Raw genomic sequence first — 25,077 nt, forward strand, 5'->3', positions numbered from 1 at the left:
GACAACTATCCCTTGAGCCCGGCGAGCACGACGCCGCGGACGATATAGCGCTGGAGCAGCAGGAAGACGGCGAGCGTCGGGATCGTCGCCAGCGCCGCGCCGGTCATGATCAGCTCCCACTGGATCTGCGATTCGACCGCGAAGGAGGCGAGCCCGACCGGGAGCGTGTAGAGTTCCTTGCTGGTGGTGACGATCAGCGGCCAGATGAAGGCGGTCCAGTTGCTGAGGAAGGTGAAGATCGCCAGTGCCGACAGCGCCGGCGTCACCAGCGGCAGGGCGATGCGCCAGAAGATCGTGAACTCGTTGAGCCCGTCGACGCGGGCCGCCTCGAGGAAGTCGTTCGGCACCGTCTCGAAGAACTGCTTCATCAGGAAGGTGCCGAAGGCCGTCATCATGCCCGGGAACATGATGCCCCAATAGCTGTCGAGCCAGCCGAAGTTCTTGGCCATGACGTACCAGGGGATGACCAGCATCTCGGTCGGGATCATCAGGGTCGAGAGGATCGCGAGGAAGACGAGATAGCGGCCGCGGAACTGGAACTTGGCAAGGGTGTAGCCGACCAGGCTGTCGAAGAAGACGTTCGACAGGGTGACGATCGTCGCGATCGCCAGCGAGTTCCAGAACCAGCGCAGGAAGCGCCCGTCCGAGAGCACCGTCACGTAGTTGTCGAGCGTCGGCGCCGCGGGGATCAGCCGGAGATCGTAAATGTCGGCCGAGTCCTTTAGCGAGGTCGAGAACATGAAGAGCAGCGGCGTCAGCATCAGGAGGCCGCCGGCGAGCAGCAGCAGCCAGGCGATAACGCGCCCCGGGGCGAAGCGGTGCATGAGGGACGAGCCGGTCATCAGCGATCCCTCAGCAGGCGCAATTGCAGCAGTGAGACGCAGAGCAGGACGAGGAAGAGCACGACCGTCTGTGCCGCCGCATAGCCCATGTCGAAGGACGAGAAGGCGGTCTGATAGATCATCAGCACCAGCGGCTTGGTCGAATTGAGCGGGCCGCCAGGATCGCCGCTGGTCATGTTGTAGACCTGGTCGAAGATGCGCAGGAAGCCGATCGAGGAGAAGACGACGAGGAAGATGATCGTCGGCTTGAGCAGCGGCAGCGTGATCTTCCTCAAGATGGCGAAATCGGAGACGCCGTCGATGCGGGCGGCCTCGTAATAGGTCGTCGGGATGGCGCGCAGGCCGGCGAGGAAGATCACCACCTGGAAGCCGAGCCCGGCCCAGATCGCCGGAGCCAGCACCGCCGGCAGCGCCTGCACGGTCGAGCGCAGGAAGGGCTGCTGGGCAAAGCCGAAGGAGGAGAGCAGGTCGTTGATCAGGCCGATCGGCACTGGCTGGTAGAACCAGCGCCAGACCCAGGCCATCGCCGTCGCCGTGGTCAGGAAGGGCAGGAAGTAGAGCGCCCGGATGAAGCCGTGCATGAAGCGGACGCGGTCGAGATGGTAGGCGATGGTGAAGGCGAGCACGAGGCTGAGCGGTGTGCCGATGACCAGATAGAGGAAGGTATTGCGGAACACCTGCCAGAACACCGGATCGGCCATCAATCGCTTGAAGTTCGCCAGCCCGACGAAGGCGGGCGAACTCATCAGGTTCCAGTTCGTGGTCGAGATGATGAAAGCCTCGACCGTCGGGTAGAAGCGGATCAGCCCGTAGAACAGGATCGGCACGGCCAGGAAGCCCCAGGCCCAGACCACCTGCTTCTGCTGCAAGGTGAGGCCCTGCCAGAGGCGCCCGCCGGAGCGGGCGGCTTCGGTATTGGCGGTCATGGCGCGTCCTGCCGTGCTGGTCTTCAGGAAGCCGTGATCACTTCTTGTAGAAGCGGTCGAGGATCGCCTGCTCGGCCTTGGCCGCCTCGGCGAGCGAGGCCTTGGCGTCCTGGTTCTGGATGAAGACCCGGTTGGCCATGTCGAGCCCGACCTGGCGCTGCGCCAGTTCGTCGACGAAGACCGTCGCCTGCGAATAGTTCAGCGCCTTGAGGAAGGGGCCGTAGATCGGGTGGCTCAGGTTCTTCTCGGTCTCGGCCGCGGCCTTGCGGGCGGGGAGCTCGCCGACCATGTCGAGCCAGACCTGCATCGCCTCCGGCGAGGTGGTGAAAGCCATGAACTTCTTGGCCGCCTCGAGCTTGGCGCCGGTCGGCTTGGCAGTGATGGCGTTGACCCAGTAGCTGGCGAAGTTCGAGCGCTTGCCGTCGGCGCTTGCCGGCAGCTCTGCCACGCCCCATTCGAAGTTCTTGATGCCGCCGAAGGCGCCGAGACGGAAGGAGCCGTCGACCGTCATCGCGGCACGTCCGGCGCGGAAGGCGGCCTGGCCCTCGTCCATGAAGCCGGCCTGGCCAACCTTGTGGACGCGCTGCAGGTCGGCATACCAGTTCAGCGCCTTGGCGCCGGCCTCGCTGTCATAGGCGATGGTCTTGTTGTCGTCGGAATAGGGCTTGCCGCCCATCTGGCGCAGCAGCACCTCGCGCCACCAGTGCAGGTCCTGACCGGGCATGTCGATCACCGCGCCGGCCGAGAGCATATTGCCGGCGGCGTCGCGCTTTACCGTCTTCTTGGCGGCTTCGAGATACTCGTCGAGCGTCTGCGGCGGCTTGTTCGGGTCGAGCCCCGCCTCCTGGAACAGCTTCTTGTTGTAGAACAGCGCCAGCGTGCGCACCGCGGTCGGCAGGCCGTAATACTCGCCGTCGCGCTTCATCGTCTGGACGATCGGGTAGAACTCCTTCTCGATCACATCGTGCGGGAAGGCGTCGCGCGGCAGCGGCTGGATGAATTTGGCGCCGACGAAATTGTCGAGCCAGCCATAATAGAGCTGGACCACGTCCGGCCCCTGGCCGGCGGGAACGGCCGCGGCGATCTTGGTCTGGTAGTCGGCATAGGGGAAGGTCGTGTGCTTGACCTTGATGCCGGGATTGGCGGCCTCGAAGCGCTTGATCAGCTCGTTCATTGCCTTGATGCGAGCGTCGAACACATATTGCCAGTACTCGATCTCGACCGCCTGGGCGCGGGCGCCGGCAATGGCGCCGATCGACATGGCAATGCCCAGGACTGATCCGCGAAAGCCGCGCATGGGTCTTCCTCCCCGTCTCGTTGCGACGTCCGCCCGCATGCTCGCTCCCGGCTGCCGGACGTTCGGCAGGCATGCTTTCCCGCAGCTCGCCTACTGTCAATAGATTAATTCACTTGAGTTTGATTAATGACCGTCGCAGCTTGTGCACACAGGACGGGCCGACCCACGATGCCGCACCGCAAGCCTCCAGCCGCGCAGAGCGTCGCCCTCGGCGCCAATCCCGAGCGGGCGCGCCGCCACAACCGACGCGTCGTGCTGGAGACGCTGCGCCAGCATGGCCGGCTCGGCCGCTCCGACATCGCCAATCTGACGCGGTTGACCGCGCAGGCGGTCTCGAACATCGTGGCCGAATTGCTCGAAGAGGGCTTCCTGATGGAGCTCGGGCGGCGGCGCACGGCGCGCGGCCAGCCGCCGGTCGAGTTCGCGCTCAACGCCGATGGCGGCGTGACGGCCGGCATGGAGATCGCTGCCGACCACATCACCACCGTGCTGGTCGACCTCGCTGGCGAGGTCAGGGCGCAGCGGGTCGTGCCCTTGCCGGATCTTACGGTCGAGGCTGTGCAGGCGCTGGCGGCCGCCGAGCTCAGGCGAGCGCGGGCGGGGAAGGATCTACCGGATCGCCTGCTCGGCTGCGGCGTCGTCATGCCCGGGCCGTTCGATTTCGAGGGGACGATCACCGTTGGCTCGACGGCGCTGCCAGGCTGGACCGGGCGCGACGTGACGGCGCTGATGGGCGCGGCACTTGGGACCTCCGTGACGGTCGAGAACGATGCGACGGCGGCGGCGGTTGGCGAGCATCTCTACGGCATCGGTCGCAACCTGCGCCATTTCTGCCTGATCTATTTCGGGCTTGGTCTCGGTCTCGGCCTTATGCTCGGCGGCGAGCCCTATCGCGGCGCCTTCGGCAATGCCGGCGAGATCGGCCATGTTCCGGCGGTGCCGGAGGGCCTGCCTTGCGTCTGCGGCCGTCAAGGCTGCCTCGAGCGCTATGTCTCGCCGTCAGCCCTGCAGGAGACGCTGCGTGGCGCGGGCATCGCCCAAGTCGATGCGGCCAGCATTGCCAGGCTCCATGCCGGCGGGCATCCGGCGGTGCTCGGCTGGATCGCCCAGGTCGGGCCGTTGCTCGCGCCGGTGCTCGCCATGCTGGAGAACCTGTTCGACCCGGAGACGATCATCCTGGGAGGGGCGCTGCCGGATAGCGTCATCGACGCCCTGATCGCGGCGGCCGAACCGTTGCCGATTTCCGTCGCCAGGCGCGACGGTCGCGCCATCCCACGTCTCCAGCGTGGCACGACCGGTCAGCTCACGGCGGCGCTCGGCGCGGCTGCGCTGCCTCTCCTCGATGCAATTGCGCCGCGCCTTGTGCGCAATCCGGCGGCAGGGGACGCTGGCCCGTCAGCCGCCGCCGACACCATGCCCGCAGCATAGTGGCTCGCGCAGCGGGCGAGCCGGAACAAGGACACAGCTTGGTCGTGGTGCGGTCCCGCCGCGTAGGCGATCAACAGGTCGAGACGTGGCATCAGACAGGCTGTATCAGCCGAATTTTTCCGCTAACGCTGATTCGAGCGGGTCGTTCGCCCCGGGCCGATCGAACCGTAGCGTGCGTCAGGGATTGATCATGGCAGGGCTCTTGCTAACGAGCTGGGGCGAGCGATTGGAGATGCCGGCCGGATGCTAGAGTTCGAAGGGCGCGGCCTGCGCCGGATCAGGGTGCTGCGGCCGCCGCAGATGTCGAGCTGGACGCGCGAGACTGCTGCGCAGCAGGCGCCTGCCAGCGCGCCGCCAGCCACCGAGCTCAGGATCGCCTCCTACAACATCCACAAGGCGGTGGGGCGTGATCGCCGCTTCGATCCGAATCGGATCATCGAGGTGATCCGGCAGATCGACGCCGATGTCGTCGCACTGCAGGAGGCCGACCAGCGCTTCGGCGAGCGCGCCGGGCTGCTCGATCTCGCCCGGCTCGAGCGCAGGACCGGCCTGAAGCCGGTGCCGGTGCAGAGCGCCTGGCAGGGCCATGGCTGGCATGGCAATGTCGTGCTCTTCCGCGACGGCGCGGTCACCGCGACTCGACAGCTCGTGCTGCCCGGTGTCGAGCCGCGCGGAGCGCTGATCGCCGACCTCACCGTCAGCGGCGCGCCGATCCGTGTGGTCGCCGCGCATCTCGGCCTTTTACGCCATTCACGCTCGCGCCAGGTCGAGACGCTGATCGCCGCCTCGAGGCCGACGGACGGGCGCCCGATCTTCCTGATGGGAGATCTGAACGAGTGGCGGATCGGCAAGAAATCGAGCCTGCACGGGCTGGCGCCGAAATTCGGGCCGTTGCAGGCGGCGATCCCGAGCTTCCCCTCACGCTTCCCGATCTGGGCACTCGACCGTATCGTCGCCTATCCGGCCGAGACCATCACGCAGGTCGACCTGCACGATACCGACTTGTCGCGGCTGGCGTCCGACCATCTGCCAATCAAGGCGATGGTGCACCTGCCGGGCGAGGATCGCCAGGCGCATTAGAGCAATCTGTCGGCTGAGAGCGGGCGGGCTATCAACCGGCTTGACGATTTTACATAGGAATCCTATTAAAAAAAGATGTCGTTCTTCGATGCCAGTTCCGAGCCCCTGCCGCGCCGTCTCCGGGACGGGCTGGAGCGGCTGGCGAGCGTCCTGAAGGCTGATCAGTGGTCGGCGGCCAATGTGGTCGGGCTCAACCCGACCCAGGCCCATGTCCTCTCATTCCTGGCGGGTCGCGGCAAGGCGGGAATGCGGGTCAAGGCGATCGCCGAGCATCTCGGTGTGACGCAGCCGACGGCGACGGATTCGATCGCGGCGCTGGAGCGCAAGGGCCTGGTCGCCAAGGAACCCGACGCCAGCGATGCGCGGGCCGTCGCGGTGACGGTGACGCAGGCCGGGCGCGACGCGGTCAAGGCGATCGGGCTCTCGACGATGGCGACGGATACGGCGCTTGCCGGCCTGTCCGCTGCCGAGCAAGCCGATCTGCTGCTGCTAGTCGTCAAGCTGATTCGCTCGCTGCAACTCGCCGGCGCGCTGCCGGAGCAGCGGACCTGCGTGACCTGCCGCCATTTCCGGCCCAATGCCCATCCCGGCGCAGATGCGCCACATCATTGCGCCTTCGTGAACGCCGCTTTCGGGACTCGGCATCTCCGACTCGATTGCGGCGAGCATGAAACTGCGGAGCCATCCGCCCAGGCTGCCACCTGGCGGGCTTTCATAAGGGCTTCCGCACCCCTCCAGACGAACCGCTAGGCAGGAAGGATCAAACACCATGAAGAGTTTTGGGCTGCGGGGCATCGGCCTCGCCGGAACGGCTGCGCTCGGCCTGATCGGCGCGGCCGGGGCACATGAGATCAAGAGCGCCAGCAATGCCGCGATGCAGGCCTCGTTCGACATCGTCGAGACGACGATCACCACCGATCATGGCCACGCCGTTTTCCGTAGTCGCTTGCGTGGCGATGCGGGAGTGGCCAAGCCGGCCGCGACCGGGAACTTCGCCGGCTCCGAGGTCTATGCCTATGTGTGGCCGACCTCGCTCGACAGCGCCGAGGTCGGCTTCGACAAGGGCCAGGGCATCGTCGCGCTCGCCGTCACCTTCCACCCCGATTTCGACGATGGCGCCAAGGGTGCGAAGAACCGCGACGTCTGGCACCCGCATTGGGTCGTGCTGGTCGAGGACAAGGCCTGTGGCGGCGGGCTGAAAGTCCGCGACATTCCCGATGGGGTGAAGCCGCGTGTACCGGAGACCTGGCCCGGCGTGCCGCTCTTGATCGACAGCCCCGCCTACAAGACCGCGCTTGCCGGCAGCACGGTCGAGGTCCACGTTCCGCTCGACAAGCTCGGCGCGCTGAAGGGAGCCTCCTTCGACGGCGTCACAGCGGGCCTGCGGGTCAACGCCAACCTGCACGCGCCACTGCTCTGCGTTGCCAATGTCTTCAAGGTCGCCTCGGGCAATCTCAGCCTGCCCGGCAAGGTCGCGCCGGCGAAGTAGGCGCGAACGATAGGTGGCGCGCCGACTGCCATCGGCGCGCCACCCGGATTTCCCCCTCCAGACGATAGAGAAGGAGCAGCAAATCTCGCACGGAACGGCCCGGTCGATCCAGCGGGGCTTTGGCAGGATCGACGCGCGGCGCGGAGCGGCTCCGCATCACCGGCCGATGACCTTTCCGGACATGCATGCCACGATGCCTGCCACTGCCATTGTCGACCGGGACCGCCATGCCTAATGCCGCGCCGCATCGTGCCTACCGCACCCAGAACTGGAGTCTGACCAAGCCTTCGGCGCGCGGACGCAAGGGCGTCGTCGTCTCGCAGAACCATGAGGCAGCGGCAGCCGGGGCGGCGATCCTCGAAGCCGGCGGCAACGCCGCCGACGCTGCCGTCGCAACCGCTTTCGCGCTGGCGGCTGTCGAGCCCTGGAACAGCGGCCTTGGCGGTATCGGCTTCGGCGTCGTGCTCAAGGCCGGCGAAAGCAAAGCCCAAGTCGTCGATTTCGGCCCTGTCGCGCCGCGCCGCGCCGATCCGGCTGATTACCCGCTGACCGGAGCGATGAAGTTCGACCTGTTCGCCTGGCCAGAGGTGGAAGGCGACCGCAACATCCACGGACCACTGTCTTTCTGCATCCCGTCTTCTGTCGCTGGCTACGCCCGGCTGAAGGAGACGTTCGGGACGAGCATGCCGGTATCCGAGCTGCTTCAGCCCGCGATCGCATTGGCGAAGCGCGGTCTGGCCCAGGACTGGTACACGACGCTGAAGATCGCCTCCTCGGCCTCGGTGCTCAGGCTCTATGAGGAGAGCGCCCGCATTTATCTGCCGGGCGGGTTGCCGCCGGTGCCGCCCTATCAGGGCGTGCCGGGCTTCCGGACGCTCGGCAACCTAGGTGGGACGCTTGAGCATCTCGCCAAAGCCGGGCTCGACGATTTCTATCGCGGCGACCTGGCGAAGAGGCTGGCGGCCGACATCGCCGCAGTTGGCGGCGTGGTCGATGCGCAGGATCTCGCCGAGTGCCGAGCGACCGTGCGCGAGGCGCCAGTGATCGACTGGCGCGGCACGCACCGCATCCACACCGCCGGGGGTTTGACCGCGGCGCCGACGCTGCAGGCGGTGGTCGAGGGCATGGCGGCAAGTCCACCGCCGGAGGGCGGGCCGGACTCGGCCTGGTTCGCCAGGCTCTCGCAGGTGATGCGCGAAGCCTATGCCAGCCGGCTCGAAGGCTTAGGCGCGGCGCAAGCTGCGAAGGAGCCGGGCGAGACCTGCACCACGCATCTCACCGTGGTCGACGGCGAGGGCACCATCGTCGCGCTGACCACGACCTTGCTCTCGTCGATGGGCAGCCGCCTCGTCCTGTCCGACACCGGCGTGCTGATGAACAACGGCATGATGTGGTTCGACCCGCGCCCGGGCAGTGCCAATGCCATCGCGCCGGGCGCTCGCCCTTTGTGCAATATGTGTCCGGTGGTGGTGACCCCTGCCGATGGCGGCTATCCGCGCTATGGCGCCGGCGCCTCGGGCGGGCGGCGCATCCTCGCCAGCGTCTACCAGATGCTGGCCTTCACCCTCGACAGCGGCATGAGCTTGGACGATGCCTCGCACCAGCCGCGCATCGATGTCTCCGGTCCCGACGGCACCAGCGCCGATGCACGCTTGCCCGAAGGGACGCTCGATGCGCTGGCGGCCGCCGGCCCACTGACGGTGGTCGAGCACGGCGTGCTGCCGCTCAACTTCGCCTGCCCGAACATGGTGCGGACCGGACAGGACGGGCAGGAGGGCATCAGCGACGCCGCCTCGCCCTGGTCGGCAGCGGTGGCGGCGTCGTAGCAGACGCGTCATGCTCGGGCTTGACCCGAGCATCTCTGAATCCGGTGTCTTCTCGTCTTGAGATTCTCGGGTCGGCGCTGTGCACCGCCCGAGAATGACGGCGGAGCGCTACCCCCGCTTCAGCCCCCATGGGTAGGGCGCCGAGCCCGGCAGCATGCCGGTCAGGCCCTTGCGATAGGCCGTCTTGATCACGAACTGGCCGAGCGGGATGGTGGCGCATTCCTCCAGCGCGAGGCGCCCGAGCGCGACTGCGACCTGCTTCTGCTTGGCCTCGTCCGGCGCGTAGAGCCATTCCTCGGCCATCTCCTCGGCCTTGGCGTTGGTCCACCAGCCGAACCAGCCCTTGTCGCCGGGGCCGCGCACGAGATTGGACAAAGCGGGGTTGCCCCAGCCGACCGCTGCGCCGGTGGTGTGGAAGATGCTCCAGCCGCCCTTCTCGACCGGCTCGCGGCTGTTGCGGCGCTGGATCACCGTGCCCCAGTCGCTGGCGGCCATCTCGACGTTCATGCCCATCGCCTTCAGCAACTCGTAGGTGACGTCGCCGAGCGGGCCGATATCGGGGAAGTCGGTCGGGTTGATGATGACGACTTTCTCGCCGTTGTAGCCGGACTCCTTCAGCGCCGCCTTGGCCTTGTCGAGGCTCTGCGGCATCAGGTCCTCGAGCTCGCCGGTATAATAGGGCGTGCCGCGCCACCACAGGTTCCGGCAGACCTGCCAGGCGGTGGTGTCGTCGCCCTGCGACGCGCGCATATAGTCTTCCTGATTGACGCCGAGGCGGACGGCGGCGCGGACCTTCGGGTTGTTGAAGGGCGGCTGGAGATGGTTCAGCCGCATGATCGAGCCGCGGCCGTTCTTGTCGATGACCTCGCGAGTGATGTCCGGGCTCTTGGCGAGCAGGGGCTGCAGGTCGGCGAGTGGGCGCTCCCACCAGTCGATCTCGCCCTTGGTCAGGGCAGCGGCGGCGGTCGCGGGGTCGGGCAGGATCGGCCATTCGATCCGCTTGAAATGGGCGACCTTGCCGCCGGCATTGCGGCTTGGCGGCTCGCTGCGCGGCTTGTAGGCCTCGTTCTTCTCGTAGACGACGCGGCTGCCGGAGACGTACTCGCTGGCGACGAACTTGTAAGGGCCGGAGCCGGTCATCTCGGTGACCTGCTTGGTCGCGTCGGTCTTGGCCAGACGCTCCGGCATGATGAAGGGCGGGTTGTCGGCCTTAGCCATGCAGTCGAGCATCATCGGGAAGGCCCGGGTCAGCTTGATCTCGATGGTGCGCTCGTCCGGGGCGCCCCAGGCCTCGACCGCCTTGATCAAGAGCTGGCCATAGGGATCGCGCTGGCACCAGCGTTTCAGGCTCTCGATGCAGTCGGCCGGGCGGACCGGCTGGCCGTCATGGAAGGCGAGGCCCTCGCGCAGCTTGATCTTCCAGACCTTGCCATCGGCCGAGATCTCGTGACCTTCCGCCATTTGCGGTTGCGGCTTGAGATTGAGGTCGCCGCCATAGAGCGTGTCGAAGACGTAGTAGCCGTGGTTGTTGGTGACGGTCGCGGTCGTCCAGATCGGATCGAGCGAGGTGAGGTTGGCTTGCGGCGCCATCTTGAGCACGGTCGCGCTCGGCGCCTGTGCCATTGCCTCGCGGGCGAGCGCTGGAGCGAACAGGGCGGCGGCTGCCGTGCCCTGCAGGAACTGACGACGGTTCATATGATCTCTCCCCTTTTATGATTGAATCCGACTGCCGATGAACCCTGTTCTTTTCTGCTTTTGATAGGACGAAAATGGTTGGCCTCGACCAGAGCCTTTCCGCGCTCCTTCGGAACGCGGAAAGGCTCTAGCTTCTTGTTTTATCGCATTTTCTTCACGCGAACCGGTGTCCACTTCGCTCGAAAATGCCCTAGTCGAAGCCGAGGAAATTCGGGCTGTCCGCGAGCTTCGGCGCGGCCTTCAGCCTGGCGATATCCGGCACGGGGCGTGCCGTCAGAGGATCGCCGGCCAAGAGTGACTCGAGCGCTGCGGCAACCGCAAGCACCTTGGCGTCGCCGCCGCGCGGGCCGACGATCTGCAGGCCGAAGGGCATGCCGTTGCGATCGAGCCCGACCGGCAGCGAGATCGCGGGATGGCCGACGATGGTCACGGCATAAGCCATGGCGAGCCAGTGGAAATAGGTGCGCGTCGGCTTGCCGTCGATCTCGGCGGGGTAGAGCTCGGACCAGGGCCGCGGGCTCAGCGTCATCGCGGGCGAGAGGATGACGTCGTAGGTTTCGAAGAAGCGCTGCCACTCATGATAGAGCACGGTCTGCTGCTTCAGGGCCTGGGTGACGTCGAGCGCGCCATAGCGCAGGCCTTCCTCGACATTGGCGCGGACATTGGGACCGACCTGGTCGGGCGTCTTGGTCGCGCGGTCGTGATGGCTGGCGAGGAAGGAGACGGCGCGCAGCACCTCGAAGCTCTCATCGGTGCCGGCGCAATCGGGCGTCGCCTCGTCCACCCGGCCAAAGACCTTGCTGAAGCGGCCGACCTTGTCGGCGAAGACCTCGCGGATGTGCTTCTCGGTCGGCGCGAAACCGAAATCCGGGGTGATCGCGACCTTGAGCGAGGCGAGGTCGCAATGGTCCGGGCGGGCGAAGTCTTCCGCGCGCCTGACCTGCCTGCCATGAATCGTCGTCGCCAGCGGGTCGACGCCGTCATCGCTGACCATCGTCGAGAGCAGCAGGCAGAGATCCGGCACGGTGCGTGCCATCGGGCCGAGCACTGAGAGCGGGTTCCAGCCGAGCGGGCGCTTGTCGCTCGGCACCAGCCCCGGCGTCGGGCGGAAGCCGACGATGCCGTTGAAGGCAGCGGGATTGCGCAAGGAGCCGCCGGTGTCCGAGCCGGTCGCGATCGGCACCATATTGGTCGCGAGTACGACGCCCGAGCCGCCGGAGGAGCCTGCGGCCGAGCGCGAGGGATCGAACGGGTTGCCGGTGACGCCGTAGACGGCGTTGCGGGTATTGGCGCCGGCGCCCCATTCGGGCGTGTTGGTCTTGCCGACGATGACGGCGCCGGCCCTGCGCACGGAGGCGACGATGCCCTGGTCCTTGTCCGGGACATGGTTGGCGAAGAGCGGGCTGCCATAGGTGGTGCGCAGGCCGGCGACGTCTTCCAGGTCCTTGATGCCGATCGGCAGGCCGTGCAGCGCCGGCAGCGCGTCGCCGCGCATGGTAGCGGCGTCGGCCGCCTTCGCCGTGGCACGGGCGCGCTCGTCGTCGCGCGCCACCATGGCGTTGACGGCGGGGTCGACCGCATCGATCTGGGCGAGGCAGCTTTCGAGCAGCTCGCTGGCCGAAAGCTTCTTCTCGCCGATCAGGCGGCGGGCGGTGACGGCATCGAGATCGCAGGGTTCGGTCACGGCAGAAAGCTCCGGCAGTCAGGGCGGGTCCATCCTGACCCGTCCTGCCAGTCGAAGCGGCCTGCGCTCCTGCGTCAACCCTCGCCGGGTTGAACCCCGGCCTGCGTTCGCCTCAGATGTGCAAGGCTCAGATGTGTAAGGCGTGGCCCAGCGCCTTCAGCGCCGATTCCTGGAACGCCTCGCCGAGCGTCGGATGGGCGTGGATCGTGCCGGCGACATCTTCGAGCCTCGCCCCCATCTCGATGGCGAGGCCGAAGGCGGCGGACAGCTCCGAGACACCCTGTCCGACCGCCTGGATGCCGAGGACAAGGTGGTTGTCGGCCCGTGCGACGATGCGGACGAAGCCGGCCTCGCCATGGCGGGTCATGGCACGGCCATTCGCCTGGAAGGGAAAGAGCCCGATCTTGGTCTCGAAGCCGGTGGCCTTGGCCTCAGCCGGCGACAGGCCTGCCGAGACGATCTCCGGATCGGTGAAGCAGATCGCCGGGATGCAGGCCTTGTCCCAGATGCGCGGCTCGCCGGCGACGATCTCGGCGACCATCTCGCCCTGCGCCATGGCGCGATGAGCCAGCATCGGCTCGCCGGTGACGTCGCCGATGGCGTAGATGCCGCGCATCGAGGTCTCGCAGCGCTCGCCGATGCGGATGAAGCGGCCGTCCATGTCGAGCACCAGCTCGTCGAGGCCGAGCTTGGCTGTCGCGGGAGTGCGGCCGACCGTGACCAGGATCTTGTCGGCCGGCAGCTCACGCTCCTTGCCCTCGGCGGTCTCGATGCGCAGGCCGTCGCCTTTGGCGGTCTGGCCGAGCGCCTTGGCCCCGAGCAGGACCTCGACGCCGAGGCCTGAGAGGTTCTTGGCGACCGGCGCGGTCAGTTCGGCATCGTAGAGCGGCAGGATCTTCTCCTGCGCCTCGACGACGGTGACCTTGCTGCCGAGCTTGGCGAAGGCGGTGCCGAGCTCGAGCCCGATATAGCCGCCGCCGACCACGACGAGGCGCTTCGGCAGTTCGGTCAGCGCCAGCGCGCCGGTCGAGGAGATGACGTTGCCGCCGAAGGGCAGGAAGGACAGCTCGACCGGAACCGAGCCGGTTGCGATCACGATCGTCTCGGCCGTGATGGTCTTCGGGCCGGTCTCGGTCTCGACCGCCACGGTCTTGCCGTCGCGGAAGCGGGCCTGGCCATGGACGATCTTGACCTTGGCCTTGCGCAGCAGGCCGGCGACGCCGTTGTTGAGGCGCTGGACGATGCCGTCCTTCCAGGCCACGGCCTGCTTCAGGTCGAGCTTGGGTTCGGCCGCGGTCAGGCCGAAGGGCGTCTTGCCGGCGGCGGCATGGGCGGCCTTCTCGAACTCCTCGGCGACATGGATCATCGCCTTGGAGGGGATGCAGCCGATGTTGAGGCAGGTGCCGCCAAGCTTGGTGCTCTCGACGATGACGGTGTCGATGCCGAGCTGGCCGGCGCGGATGGCGCAGACATAGCCGCCCGGGCCGGCGCCGATGACGAGGAGCTTGCAGGTGATGTCGGTCATGGCTCGCTCCCGCCGCTCACATGTCCACGAACAGCGTCGCCGGGGTCTCCAGCAGCTCTTTCAGCCGCTGCACGAAGACCGCCGCGTCCCAGCCGTCGATGACGCGGTGGTCGAAGCTGGAGGAGAGGTTCATCATCTTGCGCGGCACGAAGGTGGTGCCGTCCCAGACCGGCCGGATCATCATCTTGTTGACGCCGACGATCGCGACCTCCGGATGGTTGATCACCGGGGTGGTGGCGATGCCGCCGAGCGCGCCGAGCGAGGTGATGGTGATGGTCGAGCCGGTGAGCTCGTCGCGCGTCGCCGAGCCGTCGCGAGCCCGCTCTGCCAGGCGCGAGAGCTCGATGGCGCAGCCCCAGAGATCGCGCGCCTCGGCATGCTTGACCACCGGTACCATCAGGCCTGACGGAGCCTGCGTGGCGATGCCGATATCGATGCCGGCGTGCTGGTGGACGATGCCGGCCTCGTCGTCATAGAGCGCGTTGAGATTGGGCTGCTCGCCGAGCGCCTTGACCATCGCCCGCATCAGGAAGGGCAGTATCGTCAGCTTCGGGCGTTCCGCGGTCGGTTTCTTGTTGAGCGCGGCGCGCAGGTCTTCGAGGGCGGAGACATCGACCTCTTCGACGATGGTGATGTGCGGGATGCGCGACTTCGACAGCGCCATCTTCTCGGCGATGCGGCGGCGCAGGCCGACGACCTTGACGTCAGTGATCCCCGTCTTCGCGACGAGCCCGCCCTTGGCCGGAGCCTCGGGGCCGCGCTGGATGAAGGCGTCGATGTCCTCATGGCCGATCCGGCCGGCCGGGCCGGAGCCCTGGACCTGGCGCAGGTCGATACCGGCCTCGCGCGCCTTCAGCCGGACGGCCGGAGACGCAAGCGGCTTCTCGCCGACCGGGCGGTGCGGCGCCGGCGTGGTCGCGACTGGCGCCGGGCGGGCGGGAGCCGCGGGTTTGGGCGTCGGCAACTGCTTGGGGGCGGGCTCGGGAGCCGCTGCCGGCGTGGCCGGGGCAGCCGGGACGAGTTTTTCCTTCGGCGGCTCGGGCTCTGCCGTCGCTTCGGCTTCGGCCGGCTCCTCGCTCGTAGCGCCGCCGGCGACCTCGAGCTTCACCAGGGCCGAGCCGATCGCGACGGTGTCGCCGATCTCGGCGCCGACCCAGGTGACCTCGCCCTCGACCGGCGAGGGGATCTCGACCGTCGCCTTGTCGGTCATCACCGCGGCGATGAGATCGTCCTCGCGGACGATGTCGCCGACCTTGACGTGCCACTCGACCAGCTCCGCCTCGGCGATGCCCTCGCCGACATCGGGCAGCTTGATGATGCGCTCGGCCATCAGCGTGCCTCCATGATGTCGCGAAGCGCCCGTCCGAGACGGGCGGGGCCGGGGAAATAGTCCCATTCCTGGGCGTGCGGATAAGGCGTGTCCCAGCCGGTGACGCGCATGATCGGCGCCTCCAGATGGTAGAAGCAGTGCTGTTGCACCAGCGCGGCGAGCTCCGCACCAAACCCTGACGTCAGCGTCGCCTCGTGCAGGACGATGCAGCGCCCGGTCTTCGAGACCGACTCGGTGATCGCGTCGAGATCGAGCGGCAGCAGGGTGCGCAGGTCGATGATCTCGGCGTCGATCCCGGTTTCCTCGGCCGCCGCCTGGGCGACATGGACCATGGTGCCGTAGGTGACGATGGTGACGGCGGAGCCTTCGCGGCGGATCGCGGCCTTGCCGAGCGGGACGCTGTAGTGGCCTTCCTCGACCTCGCCGAGCTCATGCTTCGACCAGGGCGTGACCGGGCGGTCGTGATGGCCGTCGAACGGGCCGTTATAGAGCCGCTTCGGCTCGAGGAAGATCACGGGATCGGGATCCTCGATCGCCGCGATCAGCAGGCCCTTGGCGTCGCGCGGATTGGACGGCACCACCGTCTTCAGACCGGAGACGTGGGTGAACAACGCCTCGGGGCTCTGGCTGTGGGTCTGGCCGCCGAAGATGCCGCCGCCGGTCGGCATGCGGATCACCATCGGGCAGGTGAAGTCGCCGGCCGAGCGATAACGCAGGCGCGCCGCTTCCGAGACGATCTGGTCATAGGCCGGGTACATGTAGTCGGCGAACTGGATCTCGACGCAGGGGCGCAGGCCATAGGCGGCCATGCCGATCGCAGTGCCGACGATGCCGAGCTCGCTGATCGGCGCGTCGAAGCAGCGGTTGACGCCGTATTTCTGCTGCAGGCCGTGGGTGCAGCGGAAGACGCCGCCGAAATAGCCGACATCCTCGCCATAGACGACGACATTGTCGTCGCGGCCCATGGAGACGTCGAGGGCCGAGCGGATCGCCTCGATCATGGTCATGCGGGCCATGGTCAGACTCCGATCTGCTGGCGCTGGCGGCGCAGATGCGGCGGCAGCTCGGCATAGACGTCCTCGAACATGTCGCGCGAGGAAGGCTTGCCGCCGGCATGCAGCGTGCCGAAGCTCTCGGCTTCCTTCTGCGCGGCGATCACTGTCGCCATGATCTCGGCCTCGGTTTGCTTGTGACGCTCCTCGGTCCAGGCGCCGATTGCGATCAGGTGCTGTTTCAGCCGCACAATGGGGTCGCCGAGCGGCCAGTCGTCGGATTCGTGCTTGGGCCGATAGGCGGAGGGGTCATCCGAGGTCGAATGCGCGCCGGCGCGATAGGTGACGTATTCGACCAGCGTGGGCCCAAGATTACGGCGGGCCCGCTCGATCGCCCATTGCGCCACGGCATAGGTCGCGAGATAGTCGTTGCCGTCGACGCGCAGGGCCGGGATGCCGAAGCCGAGGCCGCGGGCGGCGAAGGTGCCGGAGCCGCCGCGCGCAATGCCCTGGAAGGTCGAGATCGCCCACTGGTTGTTGACGACGTTGAGGACGACCGGGGCCTTGTAGGTCGAGGCGAAGACAAGCGCCGCGTGGAAGTCGGATTCCGCCGTCGAGCCGTCGCCGACCCAGGCGGCCGCGATCTTGTTGTCGCCCTTGATCGCCGAGGCCATGGCCCAGCCGACCGCCTGGACATATTGGGTGGTGAGGTTGCCGGAGATCGAGAAGAAGCCGTGCGCCTTGGCTGAATACATGATCGGCAATTGGCGGCCGCGCAGCGGATCGCGCTCGTTCGAGTAGATCTGGCACATCATCTCGACCAGCGGATAATCGTGCGCGATCAGGAGCCCGGCCTGGCGATAGGTCGGGAAGTTCATGTCGCCGTCATTGAGCGCGATGCGGAAAGCGCAGCTGACAGCTTCCTCGCCGGTGTGCTGCATGTAGAACGAGGTCTTGCCCTGGCGCTGCGCCATCTGCATGCGGGCGTCGAAGGCGCGCAGCGTCAGCATGTGGCGCAGGCCGCGGATCAGCTCGTCCTTGGAAAGATCGGGGACCCAGGGGCCGACCGCCTCGCCCTCGCGGTCGAGGACGCGGATGATCGAATAGGCGAGGTCGCGGATTTCCTTGGGATCGACATCGACCGGCGGGCGCTGCACCGAGCCGGCCTTGGGGATCACGACATGCGAAAAATCGGGCTTTTCGCCGGGACGACTGGCGGGAACGGGAACATGGAACCGAAGCGGTGAGGGGTCTGTCATGTCCACGCTCCCTAGGCTCTGTCCGACCCAGCATTCCGCGCCGCGGCCACCGCCGCAAGACGTGTCTGCGGGGACGCCCGACGGGGCGTCGTCCTTATGCGGGCATGTTAGGGCTGTGAAATGCCTATTTCTTGCCGAAATGGCCTTGTGATTTACTTTTGATCAGATGATCTTTCTGCAATATCGATATCAGGCGGAAAATTCATTCGATGGTGGTCAAGGCAAGGCGTGGCGAGGAGCTCGATGCGATCGACCGGCGCATCCTCTCGGCCCTGAACGAGGATGGCCGGCTGACGATCAATGCGCTGGCCGAGAAGGTCGGCCTCTCGCCCTCGCCGTGCTGGACGCGGGTGAAGCGGCTCGAGGAGAACGGTGCGATCGAGAAATATGTCGCGGTGCTGAACCACCGCGCGCTCGGGCTCGACAATGTCGTCTTCATCGAGATCACGCTCGACAAGCATGACGACAAATTGCTCGACCGCTTCGGCGAGGCGCTGACGCGGATTCCCGAAGTGGTCGAGGCTCATCTCGTCACCGGCGACTACGACTACCTCGTCAAGGCCGTGGTCAGCGGCACCGAGCACTATGAGCGTTTCCTGCGCGAGAAGATCTACCGTCTGCCCGGCATGCGGCAGTCGCGCACGACCTTCGGCTTGCGCACGCTGAAGCGGGCGATCTCGGTCGACCCGCTGCAGATCGCGCCGGTTTAGCCGTCATTCCGGGGCGCTGCGAAGCAGCGAACCCGGAACCCATGACCACAACGTTGCTCCAACGCCGTCATGCTCGCCCTTGTGGCGAGCATCCACGTCTTGAACACTACGCTCGCCCGAGGAAGACGTGGATGGTCGGAACAGGCCCGACCATGACGGGTAGGCGGTGTTCATGGGGTCCGGGCTCAAGCCTTCGGCTTGCCCCGGAAAGACGGAAACCTTTACGCCGGCACGGAGATCGCCATGCCGTCGCGCTGCGGGTCGGCGCCGCCGGTTGCAAGCCCGTCCTCGATCTTGACGCCGTGGAGGGCGGCGAAGGGATAGCTCTGGGCCGAGCGCTTGACGTCGTAGCCGATGGACTTGAGCTCGGCTTCGACGCTGCGGCGGATGCGGTTGCTGATGTCGATGGAATTCGAGACGCCCATGACGCGCGGCGCCGCCACCGCCTCCAGCATCGACATCTCGAAATCGATGACGTTCATGATCCCCTGCGCCATCGCCGGGGCGATATAGCTGCCGCCCGGCGCGCCCATCACGATGAAGGGCTTGTCGCCCTTGAAGACGATGGTCGGCGCGGCCGAGGAGGAGCGGCGCTTGCCGGGCGCGATCGAGCCGGCGCGGCCGGGGCGCGGGTCGAAGCGGCTCATCGTGCCGTTGTAGATGAAGCCGAGCCCCTCGGTGATCGCGCCCGACGGGCTGCCGAGCGTATGGGTCAGCGCCACCGCGTTGCCGTGCCGGTCGACCACGGTGACATGGGTGGTCTCGCGCGAGGAGGAGCGCTCCAGCCGCTTGACGTCGGCGCGCTCGCCGCGGCGGATGCTCTCGGCCTGCTCCGCCGCATGTTCCTTCGAGATCAGGCGCTCCACGGGCACGTCGACATAGGCCGGATCGCCCATGAACTGGTCCTTGTCGATGGTCATGCGCTTCATCGCCTCGGCCAGCAGGCGGATATGCTCGCTGCCGCTATGGGCGAGCGCGCCGATGTCGAAGGGCTCCAGCATGTTGAGGATCTGCAGCATCGACATGCCGCTCGCCGGCGGCGGCGAGGTCGAGATGCGATGGCCGCGATAGGAGCCCCAGATCGGCTCGGCGACGGAAAGCTCGTAGCGGGCGAGATCCTCGCGCGAGATCAGCCCGCCATGCCCCGCGAAGTCGGCTGCGATCTCTTCAGCGAGCTCGCCATGATAGAACAGGTCGGCGCCACCCTTCGCGAGCCGCTCCAGCGTGTTGGCCATGTCGGCGTTGACGATGACGTCGCCCGGGCGCTTGGCGCTGCCATCGGGGCGGAAATAGAGGCGCTTGCCGGTCTCGCTGTAACGCAGCTTGTCGGAGGTGTTGACCTGGCCCGAGCCGCTCTGATCCTGCGACCAGAACCAGTGCATGTGCGGGCGCACCAGCACGCCCTCGCGCGCCTGTCTGATCGCCGGCGCCATGATGTCGGCCCAGGCCATCGTGCCGAAGCGCGACAGCACGTAGTCATAGCCCTTGACGCTGCCGGGCGTGCAGACGGCGAGATGGCCGAATTCGTTGATGCCGCCTTCGAGCAGGAACGCGAAGCCGTCGCGCGACTGGCCGCGTAGCTTGTCCTGCCACATGTCCGGCTTCGCGGCGTAAGAGGCGCGGGCGTAGAACTCGACGATCTCATGAATGCCCCTGCCGGGCATGTAGAGCTGCATCGAGCCGAAGCCGCCAATGCCCGACATCAGCGGATCAACGACGCCCTGCATGAAGGCGCAGGCGATCGCCGCGTCGATCGCATTGCCGCCGCGCTCCAGCACGGTCGCGCCTGCTTCAACGGCCTCCGGCTGCGGGGCGACGATCATTCCGTTCTTCATGGGCAAGGCTCTTCAGTTCGCATTGCACTTCCCGTCATGGTCGGGCTTGTCCCGACCATCCACGTCTTCGCTGGTCGAGGGCGGTGTTCAAGACGTGGATGCTCGGCACAAGGCCGAGCATGACGGCTTTCGTCACGCCGTGGCCGGCTCGCCCAGCCTCCAGAAGAGCCTGACGCCGCCATCTTTCATGCTTTCGAGGCCTGGGACGGCGGAGAGGAGCTTTCTGGTGTAGTCGTGCTGGGGCGCGTCGAAGATCTGGTCGCGCGTACCTTCCTCGACGATGCGGCCGTCCTGCATGACGACGACGCGGTCGGAGACCTGCTCGACCACGCCGAGGTCATGGCTGATGAACAGGCAGGAGAAGCCGTGCTTCTTCTGCAGCTCGGCGAAGAGTTCCAGCACCTGCGCCCGGACGGTGACGTCGAGTGCCGAGACCGGCTCGTCGGCGATGACGAAGCTCGGGCGGCGGATGATGGCGCGGGCGATGGCGACGCGCTGGCGCTGGCCGCCGGAGAGCTCATGCGGATAACGCTCGGAAAAGCCGTCGCCGAGCCCGACCTCGCTTAAGACCTCCTGCAGGCGCGCCTTCTTCTCGGCCGCGCCCATGCCCTTCACCAGCCGCAAGGGTTCGCCGACGAGTTCGCCGATGGTCATGCGCGGATCGAGCGAGGAATACGGGTCCTGGAAGACCATCTGGCAGTTCAGCCGGTAGTCCCAATAGGCCGTCTCGTTCCTGGCGATCGGCTTGCCGTTGAACAGGATCGCGCCCTCGCTCGGCTTGATCAGGCCGGCGATGGCGTGGCCGAGCGTGGTCTTGCCCGAGCCGGAGCCGCCGACGACCGAGACGACCTCGCCCGGCTTCACCGACAGGCTAATGCCGTGCAGGGCCCGCTTCGGCTGTTCCTTGCGGAAGAAGCCCTGGCGGCCGCCATAGTCGACGACGAGGCCGTCGACGGAAACCAGCGGCGTTGCCGCCTCCGGCAGTTCCCGCGCCGGCTCGCGATGCGGCATCGCGGCGAGTAGCTTGCGGGTATAGGGGTGCTGCGGGCGAGCGAGGATATCCTCGCTTTTGCCCTGCTCGACGACATCGCCCTGGCACATCACGACGATGCGGCTGCAATAGCGCGCGACCATGCCGAGATCGTGCGAGATCAGGAGCACGGCGGTGCCGTTCTCCTTGGTCAGGTCGACCATCAGCTCCATGACGTCGCGCTGGACGACGGCGTCGAGCGCGGTGGTCGGCTCGTCGGCGAGCAGCAGCGCCGGCTTCAGCAGCATCACCGAGGCCAGCATGATGCGTTGGCGCATCCCGCCGGAATACTGGTGCGGATAGGCGTTGAAGGCGCCCTCGGGATCGCGGATGCCGACGCGGCGGAGCATGTCGAGGATGAGCTCGCGCCGGCCGGCAGCGTCGAGCTTGCGATGCAGTGCGAGGCCTTCTTCCAGCTGTCGCCCGATCAGCATGGACGGGTTGAGCGAGGTCATCGGCTCCTGGAAGACCATGCCGACCCTGGCGCCACGGATCGCCCGCAGGCGCTTCGGCGCCATGGTCGTGACCTCCTCGCCGTCGAAGCGGATCGAGCCTGAGATCAGCCGGACCGCCGGCGGGATGAAGCCCATCACCGCGCGGGCGGCGAGTGTCTTGCCGGAGCCGGACTCGCCGACGATGCCGACGATCTCGCCGGGCGAGACGCTGAAGCTGACATCGTTGACCACGGTGCGGCCGCTCGCGCCGATCCTGAGGGTGAGGCCATCGACCTCGAGCAGAGGTTTGGTGGAGGTCATCGTGCACCCCTCATCCGCGGGTCGAGCTTGTCGCGGAGCGCATCGCCGAGCAGGTTGATGCCGAGCAGGGTCAGGGAGATGCAAAGGCCCGGGAAGATGCCGAGCCAGACGGCCTGGCCGATATAGGGCCGCGAGCCCGCCAGCATGTTGCCCCAGGTTGGGGCCGGCGGCGGCACGCCGAGGCCGAGGAAGGAGAGCGAGCTCTCGGCCAGCAGCACCCAGCCGAACATCGAGGTCGCCAGCACGGTCAGCGGCGCGATGCAGTTCGGCAGGATATGACGGGCCATGGTGAAGCCCTCCGAATTGCCCATCACCCGCGAGGCCGAGATGAACTCGCGCTCGCGCAGCGAGAGCACCGTGCCGCGTACGATGCGGGCGACCGAGGGCGCATAGGCGATGCCGAGCGCCAGGATGATGCCGTATTTGTTGGCGCCCACGACCGCGAGCAGGCCGAGCGCCAGGAGGATGCCGGGGAAGGCGAGCAGCGCGTCGTTGAAGGCCATGATGGTGCGGTCGACCCAGCCGCGGACATAGCCCGAGAACAGGCCGATGACCGTGCCAAGCGAAACGGCGAGCGCGACCGTCAGCAGGCTGATCCAGACTGAGGTGGCGGCGCCCGCCATCAGGCGCGAGAGCACGTCGCGGCCGAACTCGTCGGTGCCGAGCCAGTGCATGGCCGAGGGCGCCGCCAGCTTGGCGCGGAAGGAGAGCTTCAGCGGGTCGAACGGCGTCCAGACCGAGCTGACTGCGGCGACGAGGCCGAGGAAGCCGATCAGCGTGCCGCCGACCAGGGCGTTGGGAGCGGGAAGCCTCATTGCGCAGCCACCCTCGGGTCGAAGATCGGATAGCAGAGGTCGATCACCAGATTGACCAGGACATAGGTGAAGGCGACGAAGAGCATGCAGCCCTGGATCACCGGATAGTCGCGGGCGAAGATCGAATCGACCAGCAGGCGGCCCAATCCGGGGATGGTGAAGACGGTCTCGACGACGGCGATGCCGCCGAGCAGGTTGCCGAGCACGAGCCCGATCAGCGTCCAGGTCGGGCCGAAGGCGTTCTTGAAGGCGTGGTTCCAGAGCACCGCGCTCTCGGTCAGGCCCTTGGCCCTGGCATGGGTGATGTAGTCGAGCCGGAGCACCTCCAGCGTCGAGGCGCGGGCCATGCGCAGGATGACGCCGATCTCGTGCAGGAAGAGCGTCATGATCGGCATGATCAAATAGAGGATGCCGGCGACGGGGTTCTCGGCGATCGAGACATAGCCGACCACCGGCAGCCATTCGAGCTTGAGCCCGAAGAACAGCAGCAGCAAAAGGCCGAGCCAGAAGGTCGGGATCGACAGGAGCAGCGTCGCGACGGCGACCAGGCTGAGGTCGAGCGACGAATCCTGCTTCCAGGCGGCGAGCACGCCGGCTGGCACCGCGACCAGGCTGGCGAGCGCAACCGCGACCAGCACGATCTGGGCGGAGATCCAGAAGCGCTGCAGGATCAGCGGCAGCACCGCCTGCTGCGAGTTGATCGACTGGCCGAGATCGCCCTTGAGCAGGTTGCCGAACCAGATGCCGAACTGGACCGGGATGCTCTTGTCGAGGCCAAGCCGGGCCTGCAGGTCGGCGATCGAGGCCGGCGTCGCCAGATCGCCCAGCATCAGCGAAGCCGGATCACCCGGGATCAGACGGATCAACCCGAAGACCGCCACCGACACGATCAGCAGTGTCGGCACGGACATGAGAATGCGCGTCAGCGCAAAGCGCAGCATCGGTTTCCTCCCGGCGTGCGGATGATCCGAGTGACGTTAGTTCGCCAGCGTCACTTCCCACATGCGCAGCTTCGACTGCCACGGCTTGAAGCCCTGGACGCGCTTGGCATGAGCGATGATGTCGAGGCCGTTGAAGGCGAAGATCATCGGGACTTCGTCGATGACGCGCTTGTGCAGTTCGTCGACGATCTTCTGGCGCTCGGCCCGATCGGAGGTGACGAAGAGCTTGTCGATCTGCTTTTGCGCTTCCGGATTGTCCCAGACCTTGCGCGGCTGCTTGTCCTTCGGCCCCGAGAACTGCTCGAAGGCGATGGCAGGGTCGAAGCGGGCCGAGAAGGAGAAGGACTGCATCTGGTAGTTGCCCTTATTGAAGCGGTCGAGCTGGGTCGCCCAGTCCAGCACCTCGATCTCGACGTTGACGCCGACGGCCTGCAGCATCTGCTGGGCAACCACCGCGGCCGGGAAGCTCGGCACCACCGGGCGCTTATTGGCGAGGATCACGATCTTTTCGCCCTTGTAGCCGGCTTCCTGCAGCAGCTTCTTGGCGCGGGCCGGATCGTAGGTGTGGCCCTTCTTCTCGATCTCGCCGAAATAGCTCGAGCCGGAATAGATCGGCGAGGTGTTGGGCTTGCCGAGGTCGTTGTAGAAGGATGCGACGATCTCATCCATGTCGAGCGAAGCGGCGATCGCCTGGCGCAGCTTCTGGTTGCCCATCACCGCGTCCTTGGTCTGGATCAGGAAGACATGGCGCACGGCATTGGGCTCGACCGCAACGGCAAGTTTCGGGTTCTTCCGCAACTCGGCGGCGTCGCTCGGCAGGATATCAGCCATGTCGAGCGCGCCCGAGATGAGGCCGGCCTTGACGGTCGCGGGGTCCTTGACAATCAGGAACTTCACGTCCTTGAGCAGCGGCCGCTTTGAGCCGACATAGCCGTCGCGCTGCCCGCCGGATGGCGACTTGTAGCCCTCGAAGGCGGTCATGGTGAAATACTCGCCGCGCTTCCACTCACCGAACTTGTAGGGGCCGGTGCCGATCGGCTTGTCCCAGGAGCCGTCGGCCTTGACCGAATCCTTGTGCAGGATCGCGGTCATGGCGCAGTCGGTGCGGGCGAGCGTGTCGAGGAAGAGGGCGTTCGGCTTGTCGATCTTCATGACGAAAGTACGCGCATCCGGCGCCGTCGCCTCCTCGACCTTGAGGCCCGAGCGACCATCGAACTCGATGGTGCAGCGCCAGTCGGTCTTCGGATCCATGTAGCGATTCCAGCTCCACAGCACGTCGGCCGAGGTCAGCTCGGCGCCGTTGTGGAACTTGACGCCCTGGCGCAGCGTGAAGGTGTAGGTCTTGCCGTCGGCGGAAAGATCGACCTTTTCGGCGAGCAGCGGCGTCGCGACCCCGCCCTCATTGTAGCCGACGAGGCCCTCGACCAGCTGCAGCGCGAAATCGTCGGTATTGTCGTCGCGGTTGACGCCGGGATTGTTGCTGCGGATGTCCGCGGCGACCGCGACGGTGATCGACTGCGCCGTGGCTGGCGCGGCGAGGGCGGCGGTGGCGATGAGGGCGGCGGCCGGCGCAAAAAGATACTTCATCTCGGTCCCCTGTCGTTTTTTAAGTTGTCGT

The 25,077-nt window shown here is 66.8% G+C and carries 20 protein-coding genes; 6 read left to right on the plus strand and 14 right to left on the minus strand.

The genetic code is table 11. The annotated features are described in order from the left end of the window. Positions 1-5: 5 nt before the first annotated feature. From AC07O0_RS23180 to AC07O0_RS23190, 3 genes are read right to left on the minus strand one after another with little or no spacing between them, the layout of a single operon-like run. Positions 6-842: a carbohydrate ABC transporter permease gene (locus AC07O0_RS23180; RefSeq protein WP_494626094.1), complete on the minus strand. Its 837-nt coding sequence runs from the start codon at positions 840-842 to the stop codon at positions 6-8. Continuing rightward, positions 842-1,768 carry a carbohydrate ABC transporter permease gene (locus AC07O0_RS23185; RefSeq protein WP_494626096.1) on the minus strand — a complete coding sequence of 309 codons (927 nt, stop codon included), beginning with the start codon at positions 1,766-1,768 and terminating at the stop codon, positions 842-844. Before AC07O0_RS23185 ends, AC07O0_RS23180 begins: the two co-directional genes overlap by 1 nt. A gap of 37 nt (positions 1,769-1,805) precedes the next feature. Further along, positions 1,806-3,065, minus strand: coding sequence for a sugar ABC transporter substrate-binding protein (locus AC07O0_RS23190; RefSeq protein ID WP_494626098.1), 1,260 nt, complete (start codon positions 3,063-3,065; stop codon positions 1,806-1,808). Between the two features lie 168 nt (positions 3,066-3,233). Between AC07O0_RS23190 and AC07O0_RS23195 the strand changes: the two genes are divergently transcribed. The 5 genes from AC07O0_RS23195 (at position 3,234) to AC07O0_RS23215 (ending at position 8,888) form a co-directional block, all read left to right on the plus strand. Further along, on the plus strand, positions 3,234-4,493 hold the full coding sequence (locus tag AC07O0_RS23195) for an ROK family transcriptional regulator (protein ID WP_494626100.1): 1,260 nt from the start codon (positions 3,234-3,236) through the stop codon (positions 4,491-4,493). A gap of 243 nt (positions 4,494-4,736) precedes the next feature. Beyond that, on the plus strand, positions 4,737-5,573 hold the full coding sequence (locus tag AC07O0_RS23200) for an endonuclease/exonuclease/phosphatase family protein (protein ID WP_494626102.1): 837 nt from the start codon (positions 4,737-4,739) through the stop codon (positions 5,571-5,573). A 75-nt stretch (positions 5,574-5,648) separates the two neighbouring features. After that, positions 5,649-6,323, plus strand: a complete 675-nt coding sequence (locus AC07O0_RS23205) for a MarR family winged helix-turn-helix transcriptional regulator (protein ID WP_494626104.1) — start codon at positions 5,649-5,651, stop codon at positions 6,321-6,323. A gap of 19 nt (positions 6,324-6,342) precedes the next feature. Further along, the gene (locus AC07O0_RS23210; RefSeq protein WP_494626106.1) at positions 6,343-7,062 is read left to right on the plus strand and encodes a hypothetical protein; all 720 of its coding nucleotides are present in this window, start codon (positions 6,343-6,345) and stop codon (positions 7,060-7,062) included. Between the two features lie 227 nt (positions 7,063-7,289). After that, entirely contained in the window at positions 7,290-8,888 is a 1,599-nt protein-coding gene (locus AC07O0_RS23215; RefSeq protein ID WP_494626108.1) for a gamma-glutamyltransferase, read from the plus strand. 108 nt (positions 8,889-8,996) lie between these two features. On the opposite strand, the gene AC07O0_RS23220 is transcribed toward AC07O0_RS23215, so the two are convergent. The 6 genes from AC07O0_RS23220 to AC07O0_RS23245 form a co-directional block, all read right to left on the minus strand. After that, positions 8,997-10,583: an ABC transporter substrate-binding protein gene (locus tag AC07O0_RS23220; protein WP_494626110.1), complete on the minus strand. Its 1,587-nt coding sequence runs from the start codon at positions 10,581-10,583 to the stop codon at positions 8,997-8,999. A 190-nt stretch (positions 10,584-10,773) separates the two neighbouring features. Next, positions 10,774-12,267 (minus strand): amidase, encoded by a 1,494-nt coding sequence (locus tag AC07O0_RS23225; protein WP_494626112.1) that lies wholly within the window; start codon positions 12,265-12,267, stop codon positions 10,774-10,776. Positions 12,268-12,394: 127 nt separating this feature from the next. After that, the gene (gene lpdA / locus AC07O0_RS23230) at positions 12,395-13,792 is read right to left on the minus strand and encodes a dihydrolipoyl dehydrogenase (RefSeq protein ID WP_494626114.1); all 1,398 of its coding nucleotides are present in this window, start codon (positions 13,790-13,792) and stop codon (positions 12,395-12,397) included. Between the two features lie 16 nt (positions 13,793-13,808). Then, positions 13,809-15,122, minus strand: a complete 1,314-nt coding sequence (locus AC07O0_RS23235) for a dihydrolipoamide acetyltransferase family protein (protein WP_494626116.1) — start codon at positions 15,120-15,122, stop codon at positions 13,809-13,811. After that, a complete protein-coding gene (locus tag AC07O0_RS23240; protein WP_494626118.1) occupies positions 15,122-16,138 on the minus strand; it encodes an alpha-ketoacid dehydrogenase subunit beta in 1,017 nt (338 codons plus the stop codon). The genes AC07O0_RS23235 and AC07O0_RS23240 overlap by 1 nt, the downstream gene beginning before the upstream one ends. Positions 16,139-16,140: 2 nt before the next feature. After that, positions 16,141-17,373 (minus strand): 3-methyl-2-oxobutanoate dehydrogenase (2-methylpropanoyl-transferring) subunit alpha, encoded by a 1,233-nt coding sequence (locus AC07O0_RS23245; protein WP_494626120.1) that lies wholly within the window; start codon positions 17,371-17,373, stop codon positions 16,141-16,143. Between the two features lie 209 nt (positions 17,374-17,582). On the opposite strand from AC07O0_RS23245, the gene AC07O0_RS23250 reads away from it, so the two are divergent. Further along, entirely contained in the window at positions 17,583-18,083 is a 501-nt protein-coding gene (locus AC07O0_RS23250) for an Lrp/AsnC family transcriptional regulator (protein WP_494626122.1), read from the plus strand. A 221-nt stretch (positions 18,084-18,304) separates the two neighbouring features. Here the strand turns inward: AC07O0_RS23250 and ggt are convergent, their stop codons facing one another. From ggt to AC07O0_RS23275, 5 genes are all read right to left on the minus strand, one after another. Further along, positions 18,305-19,918: a gamma-glutamyltransferase gene (gene ggt, locus AC07O0_RS23255; protein WP_494626124.1), complete on the minus strand. Its 1,614-nt coding sequence runs from the start codon at positions 19,916-19,918 to the stop codon at positions 18,305-18,307. Positions 19,919-20,050: 132 nt separating this feature from the next. Then, entirely contained in the window at positions 20,051-21,703 is a 1,653-nt protein-coding gene (locus AC07O0_RS23260; RefSeq protein WP_494626126.1) for an ABC transporter ATP-binding protein, read from the minus strand. After that, the gene (locus AC07O0_RS23265) at positions 21,700-22,518 is read right to left on the minus strand and encodes an ABC transporter permease (RefSeq protein WP_494626127.1); all 819 of its coding nucleotides are present in this window, start codon (positions 22,516-22,518) and stop codon (positions 21,700-21,702) included. Before AC07O0_RS23265 ends, AC07O0_RS23260 begins: the two co-directional genes overlap by 4 nt. Further along, on the minus strand, positions 22,515-23,459 hold the full coding sequence (locus AC07O0_RS23270) for an ABC transporter permease (protein WP_494626129.1): 945 nt from the start codon (positions 23,457-23,459) through the stop codon (positions 22,515-22,517). The genes AC07O0_RS23265 and AC07O0_RS23270 overlap by 4 nt, the downstream gene beginning before the upstream one ends. Positions 23,460-23,495: 36 nt before the next feature. Then, a complete protein-coding gene (locus tag AC07O0_RS23275; RefSeq protein WP_494626131.1) occupies positions 23,496-25,046 on the minus strand; it encodes an ABC transporter substrate-binding protein in 1,551 nt (516 codons plus the stop codon). Positions 25,047-25,077 lie beyond the last annotated feature (31 nt).

Source organism: Allobosea sp. GW821-FHT10B12, from assembly GCF_059415545.1.

Coding starts and splice junctions, on each gene's coding strand:
- AC07O0_RS23240 (WP_494626118.1), bottom strand. CDS start 16,138: ATGGCCCGCATGACCATGATCGAGGCGATCCGCTCGGCCCTCGACGTC.
- AC07O0_RS23270 (WP_494626129.1), bottom strand. CDS start 23,459: ATGCTGCGCTTTGCGCTGACGCGCATTCTCATGTCCGTGCCGACACTG.
- AC07O0_RS23210 (WP_494626106.1), top strand. CDS start 6,343: ATGAAGAGTTTTGGGCTGCGGGGCATCGGCCTCGCCGGAACGGCTGCG.
- AC07O0_RS23220 (WP_494626110.1), bottom strand. CDS start 10,583: ATGAACCGTCGTCAGTTCCTGCAGGGCACGGCAGCCGCCGCCCTGTTC.
- AC07O0_RS23180 (WP_494626094.1), bottom strand. CDS start 842: ATGACCGGCTCGTCCCTCATGCACCGCTTCGCCCCGGGGCGCGTTATC.
- lpdA (WP_494626114.1), bottom strand. CDS start 13,792: ATGACCGACATCACCTGCAAGCTCCTCGTCATCGGCGCCGGCCCGGGC.
- AC07O0_RS23250 (WP_494626122.1), top strand. CDS start 17,583: ATGGTGGTCAAGGCAAGGCGTGGCGAGGAGCTCGATGCGATCGACCGG.
- AC07O0_RS23265 (WP_494626127.1), bottom strand. CDS start 22,518: ATGAGGCTTCCCGCTCCCAACGCCCTGGTCGGCGGCACGCTGATCGGC.
- AC07O0_RS23275 (WP_494626131.1), bottom strand. CDS start 25,046: ATGAAGTATCTTTTTGCGCCGGCCGCCGCCCTCATCGCCACCGCCGCC.
- AC07O0_RS23245 (WP_494626120.1), bottom strand. CDS start 17,373: ATGACAGACCCCTCACCGCTTCGGTTCCATGTTCCCGTTCCCGCCAGT.
- ggt (WP_494626124.1), bottom strand. CDS start 19,918: ATGAAGAACGGAATGATCGTCGCCCCGCAGCCGGAGGCCGTTGAAGCA.
- AC07O0_RS23205 (WP_494626104.1), top strand. CDS start 5,649: ATGTCGTTCTTCGATGCCAGTTCCGAGCCCCTGCCGCGCCGTCTCCGG.
- AC07O0_RS23190 (WP_494626098.1), bottom strand. CDS start 3,065: ATGCGCGGCTTTCGCGGATCAGTCCTGGGCATTGCCATGTCGATCGGC.
- AC07O0_RS23260 (WP_494626126.1), bottom strand. CDS start 21,703: ATGACCTCCACCAAACCTCTGCTCGAGGTCGATGGCCTCACCCTCAGG.
- AC07O0_RS23215 (WP_494626108.1), top strand. CDS start 7,290: ATGCCTAATGCCGCGCCGCATCGTGCCTACCGCACCCAGAACTGGAGT.
- AC07O0_RS23185 (WP_494626096.1), bottom strand. CDS start 1,768: ATGACCGCCAATACCGAAGCCGCCCGCTCCGGCGGGCGCCTCTGGCAG.
- AC07O0_RS23200 (WP_494626102.1), top strand. CDS start 4,737: ATGCTAGAGTTCGAAGGGCGCGGCCTGCGCCGGATCAGGGTGCTGCGG.
- AC07O0_RS23195 (WP_494626100.1), top strand. CDS start 3,234: ATGCCGCACCGCAAGCCTCCAGCCGCGCAGAGCGTCGCCCTCGGCGCC.
- AC07O0_RS23235 (WP_494626116.1), bottom strand. CDS start 15,122: ATGGCCGAGCGCATCATCAAGCTGCCCGATGTCGGCGAGGGCATCGCC.